17 protein-coding genes are annotated in these 16,548 nt (G+C 35.5%); 8 read left to right on the forward strand and 9 right to left on the reverse strand.

Annotated features, from left to right (window positions below; all coding sequences use genetic code 11):
* Positions 1–36 precede the first annotated feature (36 nt).
* The 5 genes from NSQ92_RS03150 (at position 37) to NSQ92_RS03170 (ending at position 5,613) form a co-directional block, all read left to right on the forward strand.
* Positions 37–1,656: an AraC family transcriptional regulator gene (locus tag NSQ92_RS03150; RefSeq protein WP_341152372.1), complete on the forward strand. Its 1,620-nt coding sequence runs from the start codon at positions 37–39 to the stop codon at positions 1,654–1,656.
* Positions 1,657–1,759: 103 nt separating this feature from the next.
* Entirely contained in the window at positions 1,760–2,716 is a 957-nt protein-coding gene (locus tag NSQ92_RS03155) for an iron-hydroxamate ABC transporter substrate-binding protein (protein ID WP_341152373.1), read from the forward strand.
* A 90-nt stretch (positions 2,717–2,806) separates the two neighbouring features.
* Positions 2,807–3,829 carry a FecCD family ABC transporter permease gene (locus NSQ92_RS03160; RefSeq protein WP_047943141.1) on the forward strand — a complete coding sequence of 341 codons (1,023 nt, stop codon included), beginning with the start codon at positions 2,807–2,809 and terminating at the stop codon, positions 3,827–3,829.
* On the forward strand, positions 3,813–4,847 hold the full coding sequence (locus tag NSQ92_RS03165; RefSeq protein WP_047943029.1) for a FecCD family ABC transporter permease: 1,035 nt from the start codon (positions 3,813–3,815) through the stop codon (positions 4,845–4,847). The genes NSQ92_RS03160 and NSQ92_RS03165 overlap by 17 nt, the downstream gene beginning before the upstream one ends.
* A 10-nt stretch (positions 4,848–4,857) precedes the next feature.
* Positions 4,858–5,613 carry an alpha/beta hydrolase gene (locus tag NSQ92_RS03170; protein ID WP_053215717.1) on the forward strand — a complete coding sequence of 252 codons (756 nt, stop codon included), beginning with the start codon at positions 4,858–4,860 and terminating at the stop codon, positions 5,611–5,613.
* Between the two features lie 52 nt (positions 5,614–5,665).
* On the opposite strand, the gene NSQ92_RS03175 is transcribed toward NSQ92_RS03170, so the two are convergent.
* Positions 5,666–5,869: an alpha/beta-type small acid-soluble spore protein gene (locus NSQ92_RS03175; RefSeq protein WP_031535675.1), complete on the reverse strand. Its 204-nt coding sequence runs from the start codon at positions 5,867–5,869 to the stop codon at positions 5,666–5,668.
* A 114-nt stretch (positions 5,870–5,983) separates the two neighbouring features.
* Between NSQ92_RS03175 and NSQ92_RS26775 the strand changes: the two genes are divergently transcribed.
* Positions 5,984–6,433, forward strand: coding sequence for a hypothetical protein (locus NSQ92_RS26775; protein ID WP_369989585.1), 450 nt, complete (start codon positions 5,984–5,986; stop codon positions 6,431–6,433).
* A gap of 64 nt (positions 6,434–6,497) precedes the next feature.
* On the opposite strand, the gene NSQ92_RS03185 is transcribed toward NSQ92_RS26775, so the two are convergent.
* From NSQ92_RS03185 to NSQ92_RS03215, 7 genes are all read right to left on the reverse strand, one after another.
* On the reverse strand, positions 6,498–7,595 hold the full coding sequence (locus NSQ92_RS03185) for an ABC transporter ATP-binding protein (protein ID WP_061797584.1): 1,098 nt from the start codon (positions 7,593–7,595) through the stop codon (positions 6,498–6,500).
* Between the two features lie 161 nt (positions 7,596–7,756).
* Positions 7,757–8,659: a PucR family transcriptional regulator gene (locus NSQ92_RS03190; protein ID WP_053215718.1), complete on the reverse strand. Its 903-nt coding sequence runs from the start codon at positions 8,657–8,659 to the stop codon at positions 7,757–7,759.
* 430 nt (positions 8,660–9,089) lie between these two features.
* Positions 9,090–9,266, reverse strand: a complete 177-nt coding sequence (locus NSQ92_RS03195; protein ID WP_162837586.1) for a hypothetical protein — start codon at positions 9,264–9,266, stop codon at positions 9,090–9,092.
* Between the two features lie 11 nt (positions 9,267–9,277).
* Positions 9,278–10,495 (reverse strand): YheC/YheD family endospore coat-associated protein, encoded by a 1,218-nt coding sequence (locus NSQ92_RS03200; protein WP_095320224.1) that lies wholly within the window; start codon positions 10,493–10,495, stop codon positions 9,278–9,280.
* Positions 10,492–11,856, reverse strand: coding sequence for a YheC/YheD family endospore coat-associated protein (locus NSQ92_RS03205; RefSeq protein ID WP_341152374.1), 1,365 nt, complete (start codon positions 11,854–11,856; stop codon positions 10,492–10,494). The genes NSQ92_RS03200 and NSQ92_RS03205 overlap by 4 nt, the downstream gene beginning before the upstream one ends.
* Positions 11,822–12,922 (reverse strand): YheC/YheD family endospore coat-associated protein, encoded by a 1,101-nt coding sequence (locus tag NSQ92_RS03210; protein WP_047943036.1) that lies wholly within the window; start codon positions 12,920–12,922, stop codon positions 11,822–11,824. The genes NSQ92_RS03205 and NSQ92_RS03210 overlap by 35 nt, the downstream gene beginning before the upstream one ends.
* A complete protein-coding gene (locus NSQ92_RS03215) occupies positions 12,915–14,303 on the reverse strand; it encodes a YheC/YheD family endospore coat-associated protein (RefSeq protein ID WP_047943037.1) in 1,389 nt (462 codons plus the stop codon). Before NSQ92_RS03215 ends, NSQ92_RS03210 begins: the two co-directional genes overlap by 8 nt.
* A gap of 252 nt (positions 14,304–14,555) precedes the next feature.
* On the opposite strand from NSQ92_RS03215, the gene NSQ92_RS03220 reads away from it, so the two are divergent.
* Entirely contained in the window at positions 14,556–14,912 is a 357-nt protein-coding gene (locus NSQ92_RS03220; protein ID WP_047943039.1) for a YlbF family regulator, read from the forward strand.
* 132 nt (positions 14,913–15,044) lie between these two features.
* Here the strand turns inward: NSQ92_RS03220 and NSQ92_RS03225 are convergent, their stop codons facing one another.
* Entirely contained in the window at positions 15,045–15,245 is a 201-nt protein-coding gene (locus tag NSQ92_RS03225; RefSeq protein WP_047943041.1) for an alpha/beta-type small acid-soluble spore protein, read from the reverse strand.
* A gap of 280 nt (positions 15,246–15,525) precedes the next feature.
* Here NSQ92_RS03225 and NSQ92_RS03230 point away from each other — a divergent pair, with 280 nt between their 5' ends.
* A complete protein-coding gene (locus NSQ92_RS03230) occupies positions 15,526–16,392 on the forward strand; it encodes a Cof-type HAD-IIB family hydrolase (protein ID WP_047943043.1) in 867 nt (288 codons plus the stop codon).
* The last annotated feature ends 156 nt before the right edge of the window (positions 16,393–16,548 follow it).

Raw genomic sequence — 16,548 nt, forward strand, 5'->3', positions numbered from 1 at the left:
ATATAAATAAAGAAAATAACAAGAGAGGAAAATGAGATGATTCATAACTGGGAGAGTATGGAAATAGACTATGGCCGTATAGAACGATTATATGACAAGAAGATAGAGCGAGTTTTATCAACTAGTTATCTATTTATTTATATTAATAGGGGAGAAGGGATGCTATCGATTGATATCGATAAGTTTCTCTTCAGTAAAGGGGATCTTTTATTTATTCCAGCGGATAGCACCTATCAACTTCAATTTAAAAAAACTTGCAGTGCTGACTATTATTTGCTGCCATTTCAATTGTATCAAAAGAAAGCGATAAATAGGGATACATATACAAAAGTAGTGTTAAAGAATGAGAAAAGTATCTTGAAATCATTTGTTTTTCAGTCAGCTGACACAATTCAGCCTATAATGGAGGACCTGTTCAAATTAGAACAAGATGAATCAATAAATAATCATTTTCTAAAAAAGGCAAAACGTTCGATGATATTTCATTATTTTGTGACCAATCAACAGCAAAAAATTCCAAAAGATACAATGATTGCGATAGAAGAAACCAAAAGATATATGGAGAAGCATTATGCTGATGCGATTTCTACCGCTTTATTAGCAAAAAGAGCGGGGCTAAGCCCTAAATACTACTCCCAGCTTTTTAAAAAAGAGTATGGAATAGGTGTGCAGGATTTTTTAACAGAAATCCGTATACGCGGGGCAAAAGAATTACTAATCAAAACATCGAATAGCTTGCGAGTGATTGCAGCAAGCGTTGGTTATGCGGATGAATTTTATTTAAGTAGAGTGTTCAAAAAAATCGTTGGAATACCGCCAACGATTTATAGGAAGAAGCGAGAGGTGAAGATTGCATCTTATGATTTTTCGACTACCGGTCATTTACTTGCACTTCAGATAATTCCCTATGCAGCTCCACTGCATCCTAAATGGACCAATTATTATTATCAGAATTTTCGAGATGATATTCTTATCCATTTAAATACCTACAAGATTCATTCAGAATGGGAAAACAACATACAAAAACTGTCTGCAGTGAAACTAGATAAAATAATCGCGAAGGATGACATATCAGCTGAAGAGAAGCAGGAACTCGAAAAAATTGCACCAGTCTATTATTATTCATTCAAAAATAGCAGTTGGAAAAACCAATTGTTAGAAATAGCGACCTATATTAATTGCGAAACAGACGCAGAAAACTTTTTAAAAATATATGAAGATAAAGTAAAGGAAACAAGAAAGTTATTGAAGGAATCATTGCAGAACGAAGCTGTGTTAGTAGTAAGCCTATTTAAAAATACAATAGTCCTCAATCGTTCTAGAACAGCTATTGAGCTTGTGTATAAAGATTTAGGATTTACGTCAGCACAGCCTGAAGAAGATATTCAATTAAGCGAAGCCATTACACTTTCTGACTTAGTAAGCTTAAATCCAACTTTTTTATTTGTTAATATTCGCCAGGATATGGAGACAATTGACGCTTGGGACAAATTGAAATGCTCAATAGAATGGAATTGTATAGCAGCAGTTAAAAATAGGAAAGTTGCTTTTATCCATTCAGATCCATGGAATGAGTATTCTGCAAGTTCCCATTTAAGAGTTCTTGATAATCTCCGAGAGCTGATGATAGAAAAGGAAAAAGTACAAGCATATTAGCGGAAATTATCCATGTTATAATCAGAGCTTTTTTCAGTATAATTCTAATTGATAAAGGTTATCAATCTCAATTAGGGTTATATAGAGAAAGGAAAGAGAGTATATGAAAAAGAATTTATTTTTTATTTTCCTAGCGGCTTTTTTATTATTAACAGCTTGTAGTCAAACGGGAGAAAAAAATACATCTTCATCGATAAAAGATAGTAAAGGGGACGGACAAAGTACGACTCAAGAGGTTACCTATTTAGGGGAAAAATACAAAATTCCTGCAAAAGTGGAGACAATTGTAACAGCAAGCCAAGAAGCGATGGAAGATGCAGCGATGCTGGGGATTAAACCAGCAGGTGCCATTGCAACAGCTGGAAAATTCCCTGCTTATCTAGGCGACTCGATGTCGGAAGCAGAGCAAATTGGCGAAAAAATGCAGCCAAGTGTAGAAAAGCTCTTGCAGCTAAAACCAGATGTTATTCTGGGCACAAGTAAATTTCAACCAGAGGTGGCGGACAACCTAAATAAAGTTGCACCAATGATTCCTGTTTCTCACATTTCAACAAACTGGAAAGCTAATTTAATATTACTAGGGCAATTGACAAATAAAACAGAAAAGGCAGAAACAATCATTGCGGATTATGAAAAAAACGTTACAGAGACAAAAGAAGGCATTCAAGATAAGCTGGCTGAGAAAAAAGTTGTTATGCTGAGATTAAGAGGAGGCAGCTTATATATTTATCCTGAAACGGTATATTTTAACCCCGTTCTATATGGAGACCTTGGCCTTGATGTTCCTGAAGAAGTAAAAAAAGCAAAAGCACAGGAAATGATTTCATTAGAGAAATTAGCGGAAATGAATCCAGATTACTTATTTATTCAGTTTGAGGAAACAGAAAACACCGATAGTCCAACAGCATTAGCTGATTTAGAGAATAATTCTATTTGGAAGAGCCTTGATGCTGTTAAAAATAATCAAGTGTATGAAAATGTAGTCGATCCATTGGCAGCTGGGGGAACTGCATGGAGTAAAACAACTTTTCTTAAAGCTTTTGCCGATTTATTTAAATAAGAGAGCGAACAAGGAAACGGAATTATCCCCACCTCATTTCTCCATCTTGGTGGGGGTCTTTTTTTGAAAGGAGGTTCATTCGATCAGGTGATGTCAAATTTGGATAAAGAGACAGTAAGAGCATATGCGATTATATATAGTGCGCCTTTTTTATGTATTGCAGTTATTCTTTTATCTATTTCGTTAGGGACAATGAATATTTCATTAAAGGAAGTCTTTGATGCCTTTTTTAATTTTGATGCAGAAAATGTGGAGCATACCATTATCCGGACAGCCAGATTTCCTAGAGCAGCAGGAACATTATTAATAGGCGGCCTTTTGGCAATGTCCGGAGCTATGATGCAGGGAATGACAAGGAATTATTTAGCATCGCCGTCCATAATGGGAGTTTCGGATGGTGCAGCATTTATGATAACACTTGCTTTTGTATTTTTTCCAGGATTGAACTCCTTTCAAATGGTTGCTTTTTCTTTTCTCGGATCTGCCTTAGGTGTTTTCTTAGTTTTAGGTTTAGCTTCCGTTGTGAAGAATGGTTTTTCTCCTTTAAGACTTGCTATTATAGGCACCGTTTTTGGATCTTTTTTAAGCAGTTTATCTTCTGCCATTGCCTCCTATTTTCAAGTATCCCAAAATATGAGCTTCTGGTATAATGCCCGCTTGCACCAGCTTAATAATGATCTATTGCTTATTTGCTTTCCTATAGCCATTATTGGAATTGTTTTGGCATTATCGCTTTCCAAATCGATTGCTATTTTATCGTTAGGAAAAGAAATTGCTACATCCCTTGGTCAGAAAACATTCATTATTCAACTTTTAACGATGACAGCAGTTGTAGTGATGACGGGGATCTCTGTTTCGCTGGCGGGAAAAATAGGTTTCGTCGGTTTAATTATTCCCCATATTACAAGAATGATAGTTGGAGTTGACTATCGAAAAATAATTCCATGCTCTGGAATTATAGGGGCCATATTTCTCGTTATATGTGATACTCTCAGTCGCTTCATTAATTACCCTTTTGAATCGCCAATTGGAATCGTAACAGCCTTCTTAGGTGTTCCTTTCTTCTTGTATTTAATAAAGACAAAGGGAGGAGGGAATACTCAACGTGGATAATGAAAGAAAAAGAACCTATGTATCGATCTATGTATTAATTGCTTTATGTCTCATCATCATGATCATTAGTTTATCCAAAGGAGAATATATTCTTTCTTTTCAAGATATAGGAAGGAGTATTTTTCGTTATCATCCTGATGCTAATACGGATCTAGTTATATTTGAGTTCCGTCTGCCTAGAATTATTTTGGCCATTTTTGTTGGCTTCGGATTGGGGATTGCAGGTTCTATCCTGCAGAGTATAACGAAAAATGGTCTTGCGGATCCTGGAATATTAGGAATTAACAGTGGAGCCGGAGCTGCGATTGTTGCCTATATGTTTTTCTTTCAAGGAGTGCTTAATCTTAATAAGGATAGCTTATGGATTGTGTTAAGTATGCCGCTTATTGGCTTAGTTGGAGGATTTATTGCTGCATTTGTAATTTTTTTATTAGCAAAAGATAGAGAAAGACTGAACTCGCAAAAACTCATTTTAACTGGAATAGCCATAAATTCTGGGTTTGGTTCTTTGGCCATGTATATGTCCTTAAAAATGAAAGCACAGGATTTTGAAATGGCAGCAGTATGGCTGACTGGAAGTATTTATAATGCCAATTGGTTATTTATTCTTGCAATGTTACCATGGTTTTTACTAATCATTCCATTTATTATTCGAAAGGCGTACTCACTTGATTTATTTCAATTGCAAGAAACAGTAATGATTGGTTTAGGAGTAAAAGTGGAAAAAGAAAAATGGCTATTATTATTATGTGCTGTTGGCATGATTGGAGCATGTGTGTCTGTTTCAGGGAGCATAGGTTTTATTGGACTAATGTCTCCACATATGGCAAGACTGTTAGTTGGATTAAAACATCGAAATTCTATGATAGTTTGTGGGTTAATTGGCAGCCTCTTCATGTTAATAGCAGATTTTATCGGCAGAACAATTGTCGCACCTGCAGAAATTTCAGCTGGGATAATTTTAAGTATAATTGGCGCACCTTATTTTGTTTATTTATTAGTAAAAGCTAAAGTGTAGAGGTAGATAAATGGATGGTCACAGAAGTAGGAAAATGAGGGGAACGTTAAGGGAGGTCCAGATACAAACTCGAACTTTGAGTATCTACCTGCCACCTTCTTATAATAAATTATCAAGTAGTTTTCCAGTAATCTATGTTCATGATGGAGGAAATCTTTTTCATCCTATCTTACATGAATTAGAAGAATTATTCTCTTTAGATATAGCAGAGGAAGTAATACTTGTAGGAATTGAACCAAAGGAGAGGCTTAATGAGTATACGCCTTGGTATTCACCTAGTCTTAATCCCACTTTGCCTCCATTTAAGGGGGAAGGAAAAGCCTATTTATCCTTTGTTACGCAAACGATTAAACCATATATTGATACAATGTTTCAAACAAAAGCAGATCGACAAAACACAGGAATGATAGGAGCCTCCTTAGGAGGGCTGATTTCTTTATATGCCATGTATGACTTTGCTGACTATTTTTCTAAATTTGGGCTCCTTTCCCCGTCACTATGGTATCCGCACAGCCTTTCCTATGTACAAAAAAATGAGATGCAGAAGGAGAATAGTGTTTTTTTGTATGTTGGTGAGGACGAGGGAAAGAGCAAGGGGAATATCCAAAGGTATATGGTTGAAAATGTTTTGCTGGTAAATGAAGTATTTTTTAAAAAACTGCCAAAGGAACAATATCAATTTATTCTGGGAGAAAATGCGGATCATAAAAGAGAGTACTTTATTCAACAATTTCTCCATGCGATAAAGTGGTTATACACTAAATAAAGCAAGCCCCCCTAAAATTAGGAGGGCTCTAGCCATTATATTAAATTTTCAATTAGCCTTGAAATCCACCTAGTTGCTTTTCAGCCATTTGTACTAAGCGTTTTGTGATTTCTCCACCAACAGATCCGTTAGCGCGAGAAGTTGTTTCTGCACCAAGGTTTACACCAAATTCAGATGCAATTTCGTATTTCATTTGGTCTAGAGCTTGAGATACTCCTGGTACTAAAAGTTGATTTGAAGAATTGTTGTTTGCCATTGTGTTCCAGCTCCTTCTAGTTGTTTTTTTGGTTGGGTTAACTGGAATTGCACCAGTCTGTAAGATATATCTTACTACCACTAGGTATAACCCAATAATCATGGAAAGTGATAGATGCTTATGTTTGCTCTTACCTTGGTTGCTGCTTGTACTATTATTATGGTTGGATTTCATTATCTTATTCTAGAAAAAATCAAGGAAATTAATTCCTTTTATTCCTGCTGGATAGTTTCTAAATCAATAGAGAAACTAAAGGTAAGAATAAATTTAACGCATAAAAAAGATGATTTTAGGGGCGGAATCAAGAGAGGTGGATTTGAAATGGGCTCCATTTGTCCTATCTGTAATGGCTTGGAAAGTTTAGAAAGAACTTGCTCTAATTGTGGTTATCGCATAGAAGACAAGGGCAGAGTGATGGATTATTATGATGACTATAGTGCCTATATGCCGATTGATCAAATGAAGCTAGAAAACGGCTATCAGGATTTATCATCACATTTATGTCCCCATCTTGTGCTTTGTCCACAATGTGGACAAGAAGAGGTATTGTTTATCCAGGAATAGAGGCTAACCATTAATAAAAGCTTACCATGCATCAGCAAGGTAAGCTTTGAATTTAAGTTTTTTATTAACGAATACGAAGTTCTGTTTCTTTATCAAAGAAGTGACCTTTATTCATATCAAGTGCTAATTTTACAGATTGCCCAGCTTGAAGGTCTGCTCTAGAATCTAAGCGAGCAACAAATTCCTTTCCAGAAAGAGTAGAATATACAAGACTTTCTGCACCTGTTAATTCAAACACTTCTACTTTCGCATCAAAACTTGTATTTTCTGAACTATTTAAGAATACCAATTCATCGTGAATATCTTCTGGTCGGATACCAAAAATAACTTCTTTACCGATATAATTTTGTTCACGTAATGTCTTTAATTTTCCTTCTGGAATAATGAAAGCATTATCGCCGAGTACTAATTTATTGTCTACTACTTTTCCTTCAAAGAAGTTCATTGCTGGTGAACCAATGAATCCGCCAACGAAAACATTTTCAGGTTTCTCATAGACTTCTTTTGGAGCACCAACTTGTTGGATAACTCCGTCCTTCATAACAACAAGTCTTGAAGCCATTGTCATTGCTTCTGTTTGGTCATGCGTTACATAAATAGTAGTAGTTTGCAGTCTTTGGTGAAGCTTTGAAATTTCAGCACGCATTTGCACACGTAATTTAGCATCTAAGTTTGATAATGGCTCATCCATTAAGAATACTTTTGCATCACGAACAATAGCACGGCCTAGTGCGACCCTTTGACGTTGTCCACCGGATAATGCTTTTGGTTTTCTTTTTAAATATTCTTCTAATCCTAAAATTCTTGCAGCGTTATTTACTCTTTCTTCAATTTCCGCTTTAGGGAATTTACGAAGCTTTAAACCAAATGCCATATTATCATAAACTGTCATATGTGGGTATAGAGCGTAGTTTTGGAAAACCATCGCGATATCACGATCTTTTGGTGCAACATCATTCACACGTAACTCATCAATATAGAAATCACCTTTTGAAATATCTTCAAGACCAGCAATCATACGTAGAGTTGTAGACTTACCGCAACCAGAAGGACCAACAAATACGATAAATTCTTTATCCTGAATGTGTAAATTAAAATCTTTAACCGCTTCTACTTTTTCATCATAGATTTTATAAATATTCTTTAACACTAGTTCTGCCATTTTGTTTTCCCCCTACCAATTTGATAATTCTACTTTACCATTTTTGATACCGTTTTCAAATTGGCGAAATGCATGAAAAACGCTTACAGAGTTTTGAGCAAAATGCCTAAGAACTTGTATAGAAATTTCTCCATAAAAAAAGCCAATAATGGCTTTATGAGCTACTTCCCGCTAGTGTAGAATAGGCAGGCAAGATAGGTGGTGATATAGGAATGATAATTCTTTAGGTTCAAACCTGTTTTTTCTGTAAACTTATCAAGTCGGTATTGTAAGGTATTGCGATGGATAAACAATTGTTTTGCTGTATTAGTGCTGTGTCCATTATTTTCAATAAATGTTTTGATGGTAAGCAGTAATTCTTTGTCTTCTTCAAAAATGGAAAACCATTCTTTAAATAAATCAAGTTCGTCTTCCTTCAGTCTGCTGATTAACAGGTTAGGAAGAATCGTTTCTAAGCTAAGAACGGTGGATTTCGGCATAAATGCTAAACCCTTTGAAAATAAGTTTCGTTCTTGTCCAAAAATAACCGGAATAGAACTATTAAGTTTCAGCTCTTTTCCCATGTAAAAGCAAATGGAAAAAAAGAAATCGGATTGCAAAGCTTGTGCAAGAGCGGTGAAATCTTCCTCCTCTAAATATTGTGCATTTTGCTCTATTACAGCCCCTTCATTGGAGCCGTTCCAAATGATAAGACTATTTTCATGAATAAAACCATCAAATGCCGATTCAATTAATTTTCTTTCAATAGAAGCCGTATCACCTTTAATATGAAACTGGATAAAACGTACTGTCTCCATATTTTTGAAAGAGGGCTGTTCTCCGTTAAAATATAGATATTGATTCCAAGCATATTCTTCCTTTTCTAGAGTTTCATCTGGTTGGAAAAAATCATAGCAAGCTTTCAATAATTCTAGCTGAGAGCCATCAATCTCCTGTTTTTGAATCCCAATCCAATCATCTTGAAAATCAACCTTGAACCAATAGTAATCGGAAAGCTGTGATGGTGAGGGGGGGGCTGCTTGCTCCAAACTATGTTTATAATAGGCTAATAATTTATGCTTCAATAGATGGATCCCTCCGAAATTTTTTCATAATTTTATTCTATACCGTTTTATAGAAAAGGGGCAAGTGATGATGATGGTTTATGGTGAGGAAGTTTGGCTGAAAAGAGTGGTGTTTTGGCTGATAAAAGGGGAGTTTGGCTGAAAAGAGTGGTGTTTTGGCTGATAAAAGGGGAGTTTGGCTGAAAAGTCCGGTGTTTTGGTGGATAAAATAAAAGTTTGGCTGAAAAGAGTGATGTTTTGGCTGATAAAATAAAAGTTTGGCTGATAAACCAAAAGTTTGGCTGAAAAGCCCACAGATTTGAGTGATAAAACAAAAATCTGGCTGGAAAATCCGTCACATTAGCTGACAAAATCTTAAAATCAATCGAATGAAAGCAAAAAAGCATCCCCTTTGCCAATAATAAGCGAAAGGAGGGGATGCCTAAACAGTTTATTCGATTAGATGAGGGGGTTCTTCTTCCGGTAGTTCTCTTGCTTCCTCCATATTTGTGTTATTTTCTCTATTTATTACTGCTCCACCTGCTAACCCTTCATTTATGATTCGATCAATATCTAAATAAGCTTTTTCTTTTCCCTCGTATGCGAGATCTTTTTTAGCTTTTTTCATGATAATCCCTCCTAAGTTTTAGGATGGGTCATCTCCTGCGATTTATTCTGAAAGGGGAAATTAGTTAATGAATAAAAAAGCTTTATTAGCTGCTGGCATCGTTTTTCTTCAATTTCTTTTTCGTCAAATAACATTGGTTTGGCATTAATCTCGAAAAGATAATACCGGCCATTCTTATCAACACAGGCGTCGATGGAAAATTCTCCGGTAAAACCATATTTTTGCGTTAACAAGATTCCACAGTGATCAACTATTTTTTGGAAAAATAAGTCATGCTCTTTTTGTTGTACTTCCTGATAGGAAAGTAATTTTCCGCCGGAAGGTATATGGGTTGTAACATTCTGCTGGGTTGATTGTCTCACCCCCACCCCAGTAAGGACATAGTGATTTTCTTCAAAGGTAACTAATAGGCGAAAATCATAGCGATTTCCATTGTATAAAGCTCCGTCAATTTCTTCTTGGAGCAAATACTGTCTTTGGAGCCAATCTTGCTGATACTGTTCCCAGACTTGATTTAAAGTAGAGTAGTATTTGGTCTCCTCGGTTGTACTGACATGGATAGAATCGTTTTGTTTTAATCTGATACGGTAAATATTTTTCCCCTTAAAGCCTTCTACTGGTTTTAAATAAATATTTTTATACGTAAGCAGAAAATCAGCAAAGTCTTCTTTCTGCTTTAAAAGAATGGTTTTAGGCAAATGCTCTTTTAATAAGGGAGAATCACGAAATAATTGATGAAGCTCCCATTTATTAATAAATGAAGCGTTAAAAAAGGGGATTTCTTGTTCTTTCAATAAAGATACGGCTGTCTGAAAGGGTTCCTGCTTCTCTGTTTTTCGAAAAGGAACACGATTATAGACAATGTTTGGTAACGGAGTAATCGCTTTTATCCAACTGTTTCTGCTGGAACAAAATATATATCCCGTTAGTTTTTCTGTCTGTAAGTTTTCAGGAGGAAAGATAACGATAATTCCTCCTGCATGTTGTTGAAGTTTTTCCTGTAGCTGTTTAAAGAGCTCTCCATTTCCAATTAATTTATTATGCTTATTTCTTGCAATCATAATTCCGATTAATGGACCAACCTTATTTTCGTGTGGGACAATTGGGAAAGCTGCATGGTTGGCAGCTGGCTTTGAAGTAGCTAAGCGCATGTTAGATGTCCCAAAAAAGTAAGTGTCCCGCGAGGCTGTGTACCAACATTCTTTTTCGGAATCATAATAAATATTCATTGGTAGATATCCTCAAGACTTTTAATACTTTGATCCATTAGGAAGACTGCGTATTCGAGTGATTTTCTGCGTGTCTCTAAATCGAATTTTCTAAGAGAAGGGTGCTTAAAAATACTTCTTCCCGGCTTTGCATTGGCTTCGAATAACCATACGCGTCCTTTTCGGTCCAATCCTAAATCAAAGCCGATTTCTCCGATATATCCTTCCATTTGTTTTTCCAAGGCCTTACTTATTTGCAAGGAAGCCTTAGATAGTTTATTGCTTATTTCTTCGCAATTAAGTTCTGTATTGGTTAATTCCTCGATTGCTTTAACCGTACCACCATTATTAAGATGAGTGGTAACACTGCCGGTGCCTGCAATTTTTGCGGCCATTGCCGTCATTTCCCATTTGCCATCTTTATTTTTATTGGTATGCACACGGAAATCAACTGATTTTTTTTCTGAACGAATTAAGTGAATACCTTGTTGAACGATATAATGAGATAAATTCTGATTTTCAAATAAGTGATTCATTAATCCTTCTAAATGATCAAATTTCATCAAGCGATTGCCCTGCTCCTCATCTTTAAAGCGAGTATAATAGCAGCCATCCTTTTTATCAAATAGTATTTGGTAGATTCCCTTACCAAGGCTTCCATTTTTAGGCTTGATATAAACATTGCCAAAGTTGCTCAGCATTCTTTCAATGACAGAAAAATTAGTGAGTGCATGGGTTTCAGGCAAATAATCGGAAATACTGTCATCCTGAAGAAGCCGTTCATAAATATCGAGCTTGTTAAAGAAGCCAGGATTATACCAGGATATAGAATATTCTTTCTGTAATCGGGTTTTAACGGTCTGGATTCGGTGGAGATTTTCAATTCGGCGATTTGGGATACGGTCATAAACGACATTAGGAAAAGGAACCTCTACTGATTTCCAGCCATCTTCATAAAATAGTCCATGAATCGTTCCTGTTTCCCAATTAATATGCTGCTCTCCAAATAGGAAAGCAATGACTCCAACTGTTTTTTGGACAGAAAGAAGTTTAGAAAATAGAATCGAACGATCTCCGATTGGGCGAACTTTAATTGTTGAAAAGCCTGAAGTGAATATGCCTACGAGTGGTCCAATATAGATGGTTTCGTCATCTGAAAATAAGTGCACATTTGAACTGCTGGAAGGCAGTAGTAAATCTTTAAAAAGATCGGAACTAATGCCTATCATATTTTTTGATTTTTTATGTTTTTTTATAGTGGCTTCTTTGCTGACGGCTCCAAATGCAATCATTTTCAAATTTTTATTTGTTTCAAAGTCCGTTGGTAAGTAGACAGTATGTTCGCTGTTAGAGATTATTTCGATAGGATATAGTTTCTTCATCTCGATTCCTCCTTTTTTCATCAGCAAGTTTAGCAGCATAAAGGATTGGGGCTTTATAGAGCTTTTCACATAGATGTGGATATGCTGTCATGATTACCTTTCTCCCTGGTTTTGAATTTACATCAAGCATCCATAACGACCCATTTGGTGAAATGCCAATATCTACGCCAATCTCAAATAATGCAGAGAAGGAATTTTCTAAAATAGAAGGAAGGAGAGTAAGAATTTCCTCCATCTCTTGTTTAAGAAAGCCTTTTAATGGAAAGTGAGCAGTTTGAAACCAATCTTCAAATGGGAAAATCGACGCACCAGCACTTAAATTAGAAATAATTCTTCCTTTTTCGCCAATGCGGACTCCTTTTTCGATAATGTTCCATTCTTCGTTTGGATTTTTTTGCAGAAAAGCACGAATATCAAATGGCTGGTCTTCTTTGTTAGCAAGGGGAAGATGTGCTTGCATGATATAAGCGTTTCTATTTAAAAGCTGGTCAAGCCATTTATTAAAAGTCACCCGATCCGAAAATATTTTTTCTATTGTTTTTTCTTTTTTATCTGTTCTAACTAAGATTTCATTATTTTGCTTTCTAATAAAATAAAGTCCATTTCCTTGAGAACCATTTATTGGTTTAATAATGACGGGATTTAAGTGTTGAAAATTTATTTGTTTGGCTGATTGTAAGAGAAAAGTTTCAGGAATATATGCAGAAAGTTCTGACTCGCATAATATTTGGTATAGTTTCCATTTGTTTGGCAATCCATTGCCGAGAAAGGTAATTGTTGGCTGTTTTTTCAGCCACTGAATAATATTTTTGCATTGAATGGAATGTGAATCATCATGATAAAAGCAGCGATCATATAGAATAGAAGGAACTGGAAATTCTGCTTCTATCCAACTATCTGAATCTGGTATATATTGTTTTCCTTTTACGGTATGTGTAAAGGGATGATAAGTAGAAGGGACAAAATGATAAATAGTAAATCCGAAATCCCTTCCATATTTTGCGATTTGGTGAATGTAATGATTTTCATGGTCGAGGGATAATGACATGATCCCGAAATTATTCATCGTCTGATAGCTCCTTTAAACAAGGGGAAAAGGAAAGTGTAATAAAATATTCAAGTAAAGCTTTTGTGGATGGCCTTGTTTTTTCAATATGTTCCTCTAATTTCTTAGAAGGTTTAGAGTTTACCTCAATGATCCATAAGTGTCCTTGTTTATCCATACCGATGTCAATTCCAAGTTCACCTAAGTATCCATCTGTATTTTTATTGAGGAGATTGGCAATTTTGATTGCTAATATTTTTAATTCCTCTAATTTTTGTTCTGCATTTTCTGTATGCAGCAATTCATTTAACACAGCTTTTGCAGGCTTCATCTCTGCGCCTTGGGCAAGATTGGCAACAATTGCATTCTTTTGGGCAATCCTAGCAACGGTAGATGTTATCGTCCAGTTCCCTTGGTAGTTTTTGTGGCAAAGAATACGAAAGTCAAGGGCGCGCCCTTGCCATTTTTGAAAGTCTATTCCTTGCTGGCAAATATAGGATCTTCTCTTACTATAGCGTTCTAGCCATTTCCAGAGTTTTTTTTCTTCCGTGAAAAGCTGGCTTTTTCCTTTCTTTTTTCCAGAAGAAATGGTAGCAATAGAATTATTGTTAATGGACTCAATATGAATGATATTTCTGCCTTGGCTTCCATGAACAGGTTTCACATAGAGAACTGGAAAATGCTTTAGCATAAAGTGTAAGTTTTCAGCAGTTAAAGGCTCCGTTACCGGTAAATGGAGAGCAGCTGCTGCATCTTTAACGAGAAGTTGATATGTTTCATCCTTTGAAAAAAATTTACTATTAAAAATAGGAATTTCTTTGTCTTCTAATATTTTTTTGAGCTTCAAAAAAGAAGTACTTGCCTCTGCCTTTCGCGAATGAAGGCGATTATAAACAACATTCGGATAAGGGAATGGTTGTTTAGACCAGGTGTTATTAGCAAAAAAATAACCGTGAACGAAATCATCTTGAACATGCTGTAATCCGAACAGATAAAAGAATCCGCCTATTTGCGTTAATTCTTCCGTCAATTCCTTGCATAGATGTTGAATAGCAGGAAAAGAAATATCCTCTTTATCGTCGTTCACTTCTGTTAATATACCAATAACAGGGCCTAAATGGATTATTTGATTCTTGTGATAATAGGGCAGAAGATAGGTGTTGATTTCTTTAGGAATGGGCAAGTTTTTTTCTAAATCTGTACTAAAAACAATATCTTGTTTTTCAAGAGAATGTGTTTGTACATTTACTGGAATAAGCATTTTAGCTATACATACATAAACGGCATCATGGAGATCCACTTGTAAAAATTTTAATAAAGAGGGACTGATTGCAATAGATAATCCTTTTAATGTTTTTTGAAAATCATCTTTTTTTGTTAGTTGCAAAAATTTCAGAGTCATCCAGATTCCCCATTTGTTTTCAAGTTATGAAGAGGCAATACGGATATTCGCCTATTTTGGTGCTGATATATCTTATGAAAGATGAGCAGAGTTGTGAAAGACATAGGAAAAAGATTTATCGATTAGATGGGAAGAACAGCTTATATAAGTTTTTAGAAGCTTTCTTGAATTTCTGAAATAGAGGTATTTCTGGTATTATGATGCATAGTTTGTTATAGTGGAGTCAATTGTTAATGAAAAGGAGTTGTTTAAATGGCAGTAAATTTACATGATCCTGCTAATGCTTTAGAGAAAGCGATTCGTCAAAGTGATGAATATACAGAATTGAAAAAGATGTATGATACGGTAAATGGAGATCCTTCTGCGAAAGCAATGTTTGATAATTTCCGTAATATTCAATTACAGCTTCAGCAAAAGCAAATGTCTGGTCAGGAAATTACACAAGAAGAAGTAGAACAAGCCCAAAAAACAGTAGCACTTGTTCAACAACACGAAAGTATTTCGAAACTGATGGAAGCAGAACAACGTATGAGCGTATTAATTGGTGAATTGAACCAAATCATCATGAAACCATTAGAAGAGCTTTATGGTCCTGCTCAACAACAATAATACTGGCAAAACTCCTCTACTTTTAGTAGGGGTTTTTTTTGTAGCGGGATGACGTTTCTTTTTGCTATTTTTATAAAACAAGAGGACGGCATGGCGCCGTCCTCCATTTAGCCAAATTTATTTAATTATTACTTAGAATCTGCTGCCGCCAAGTTGTTGCTCAGCCATTTGTACTAATCTTTTAGTGATTTCGCCACCAACAGAACCGTTAGCGCGTGAAGTAGTTTCAGCTCCAAGGTTTACTCCAAACTCTGATGCAATTTCATATTTCATTTGATCCAATGCTTGAGATACTCCAGGAACTAATAATTGATTTGAATTGTTATTTGCCATGATGAATGTTTCCTCCTTGAGTAATTTAATTTGTGTTACGTTTATTATTTTAAAAAAAATGACCTATTTTATTCAAAAAAGTAAAAAGAAATTTTTTCCATAGAGATGGATACCAGAATGGATTAGATTTTACTATCTAACAACCAACCCTTACATTGCAAAATCTTACTAGAATAAATCCATACATCTTTTGTTTAATCTTCCCTCAAAAGTTCTATTATGCTTGTTTTCTACATAAATGATATATAAAGACAATACATCGAAGAAATGGGGGAAATTTATGATATATCGCTTACTAGCTTTAAATATCGATGGTACTCTCCTTCAATCAAATGGGCGCTTAACGAAAGCGACGAAAGAGGCGATTGAATATGTACAGCAAAAGGGAATTTATGTAACGCTTGTAACCGCAAGGAGCTTGCCCTCTGCGAAAAAGGTGGCAAAAGCGTTGAAATTAAATAGTTACATCGTGGCACACGAAGGAGCATTAGTGGCCAATCATGAAGATGATACTATTTTTGTTAAACGAATCGCAGAAGACCTTACATCAGATATTGTCCGATTCTTAGAAGGATTCATATGCCAAATTCGTTTAGTGCATGAAAAATTCTCACTAGCTAACAAATCAAAACTCCATCATAACATGCTTGCAAAAACGGTCTTGTCGTCTGGAGATCCAGTCTTTTATTCCCACCAATTTGTCGATGTTTTAAGTGATGTTTTATTAGAAGAACCAGTAAGTCCGCCCAAAATGGAAGTTTATTTTGAAGAGAAAAAAGACTGCCAGGATGCAAAAGAAGTGCTTGAAAAGATGTTTGACAATATCCATATTGTTCAACATAATGAGCTGCGTCTAGATATTTTACCAGCTGGTGTATCGAAACGAAGCGGGTTGTTACTTTTAGGGGAGAAGCTTGGAATAAAGAGCAGCGAAATGGTTGCCATAGGAGACGGCTTAGACGATTTAGAGGTAATTGAAGCAGTAGGTCTTGGTGTGGCAATGGGAAATGCTCCAAATCAGTTGAAAATTGCGGCTGACTGGGTAACGAGATCTAATGATCAAGAAGGGGTTGCTTATATGGTCAAGGAACATTTCCGTAAACAGCATCCCATTGATTTTTTGCGCAAGATGAATATTATAAAATAGCTATTATTTATATTTTTATAGAGGAGAAGTCATACGGAGACTTCTCCTGTTCCCTTTTTTTGAATAGCTAACAGAAAGTCTTTTGACCTTTCTAGTTATTTTTTTTACACTACAGTATAATTGGTTAAATAAAGCATGATAATATTTCAGAATAAA

It is taken from the genome of Niallia sp. FSL M8-0099 (assembly GCF_038006945.1).
GTDB classification, from domain to species: Bacteria; Bacillota; Bacilli; order Bacillales; family Cytobacillaceae; genus Niallia; species Niallia circulans.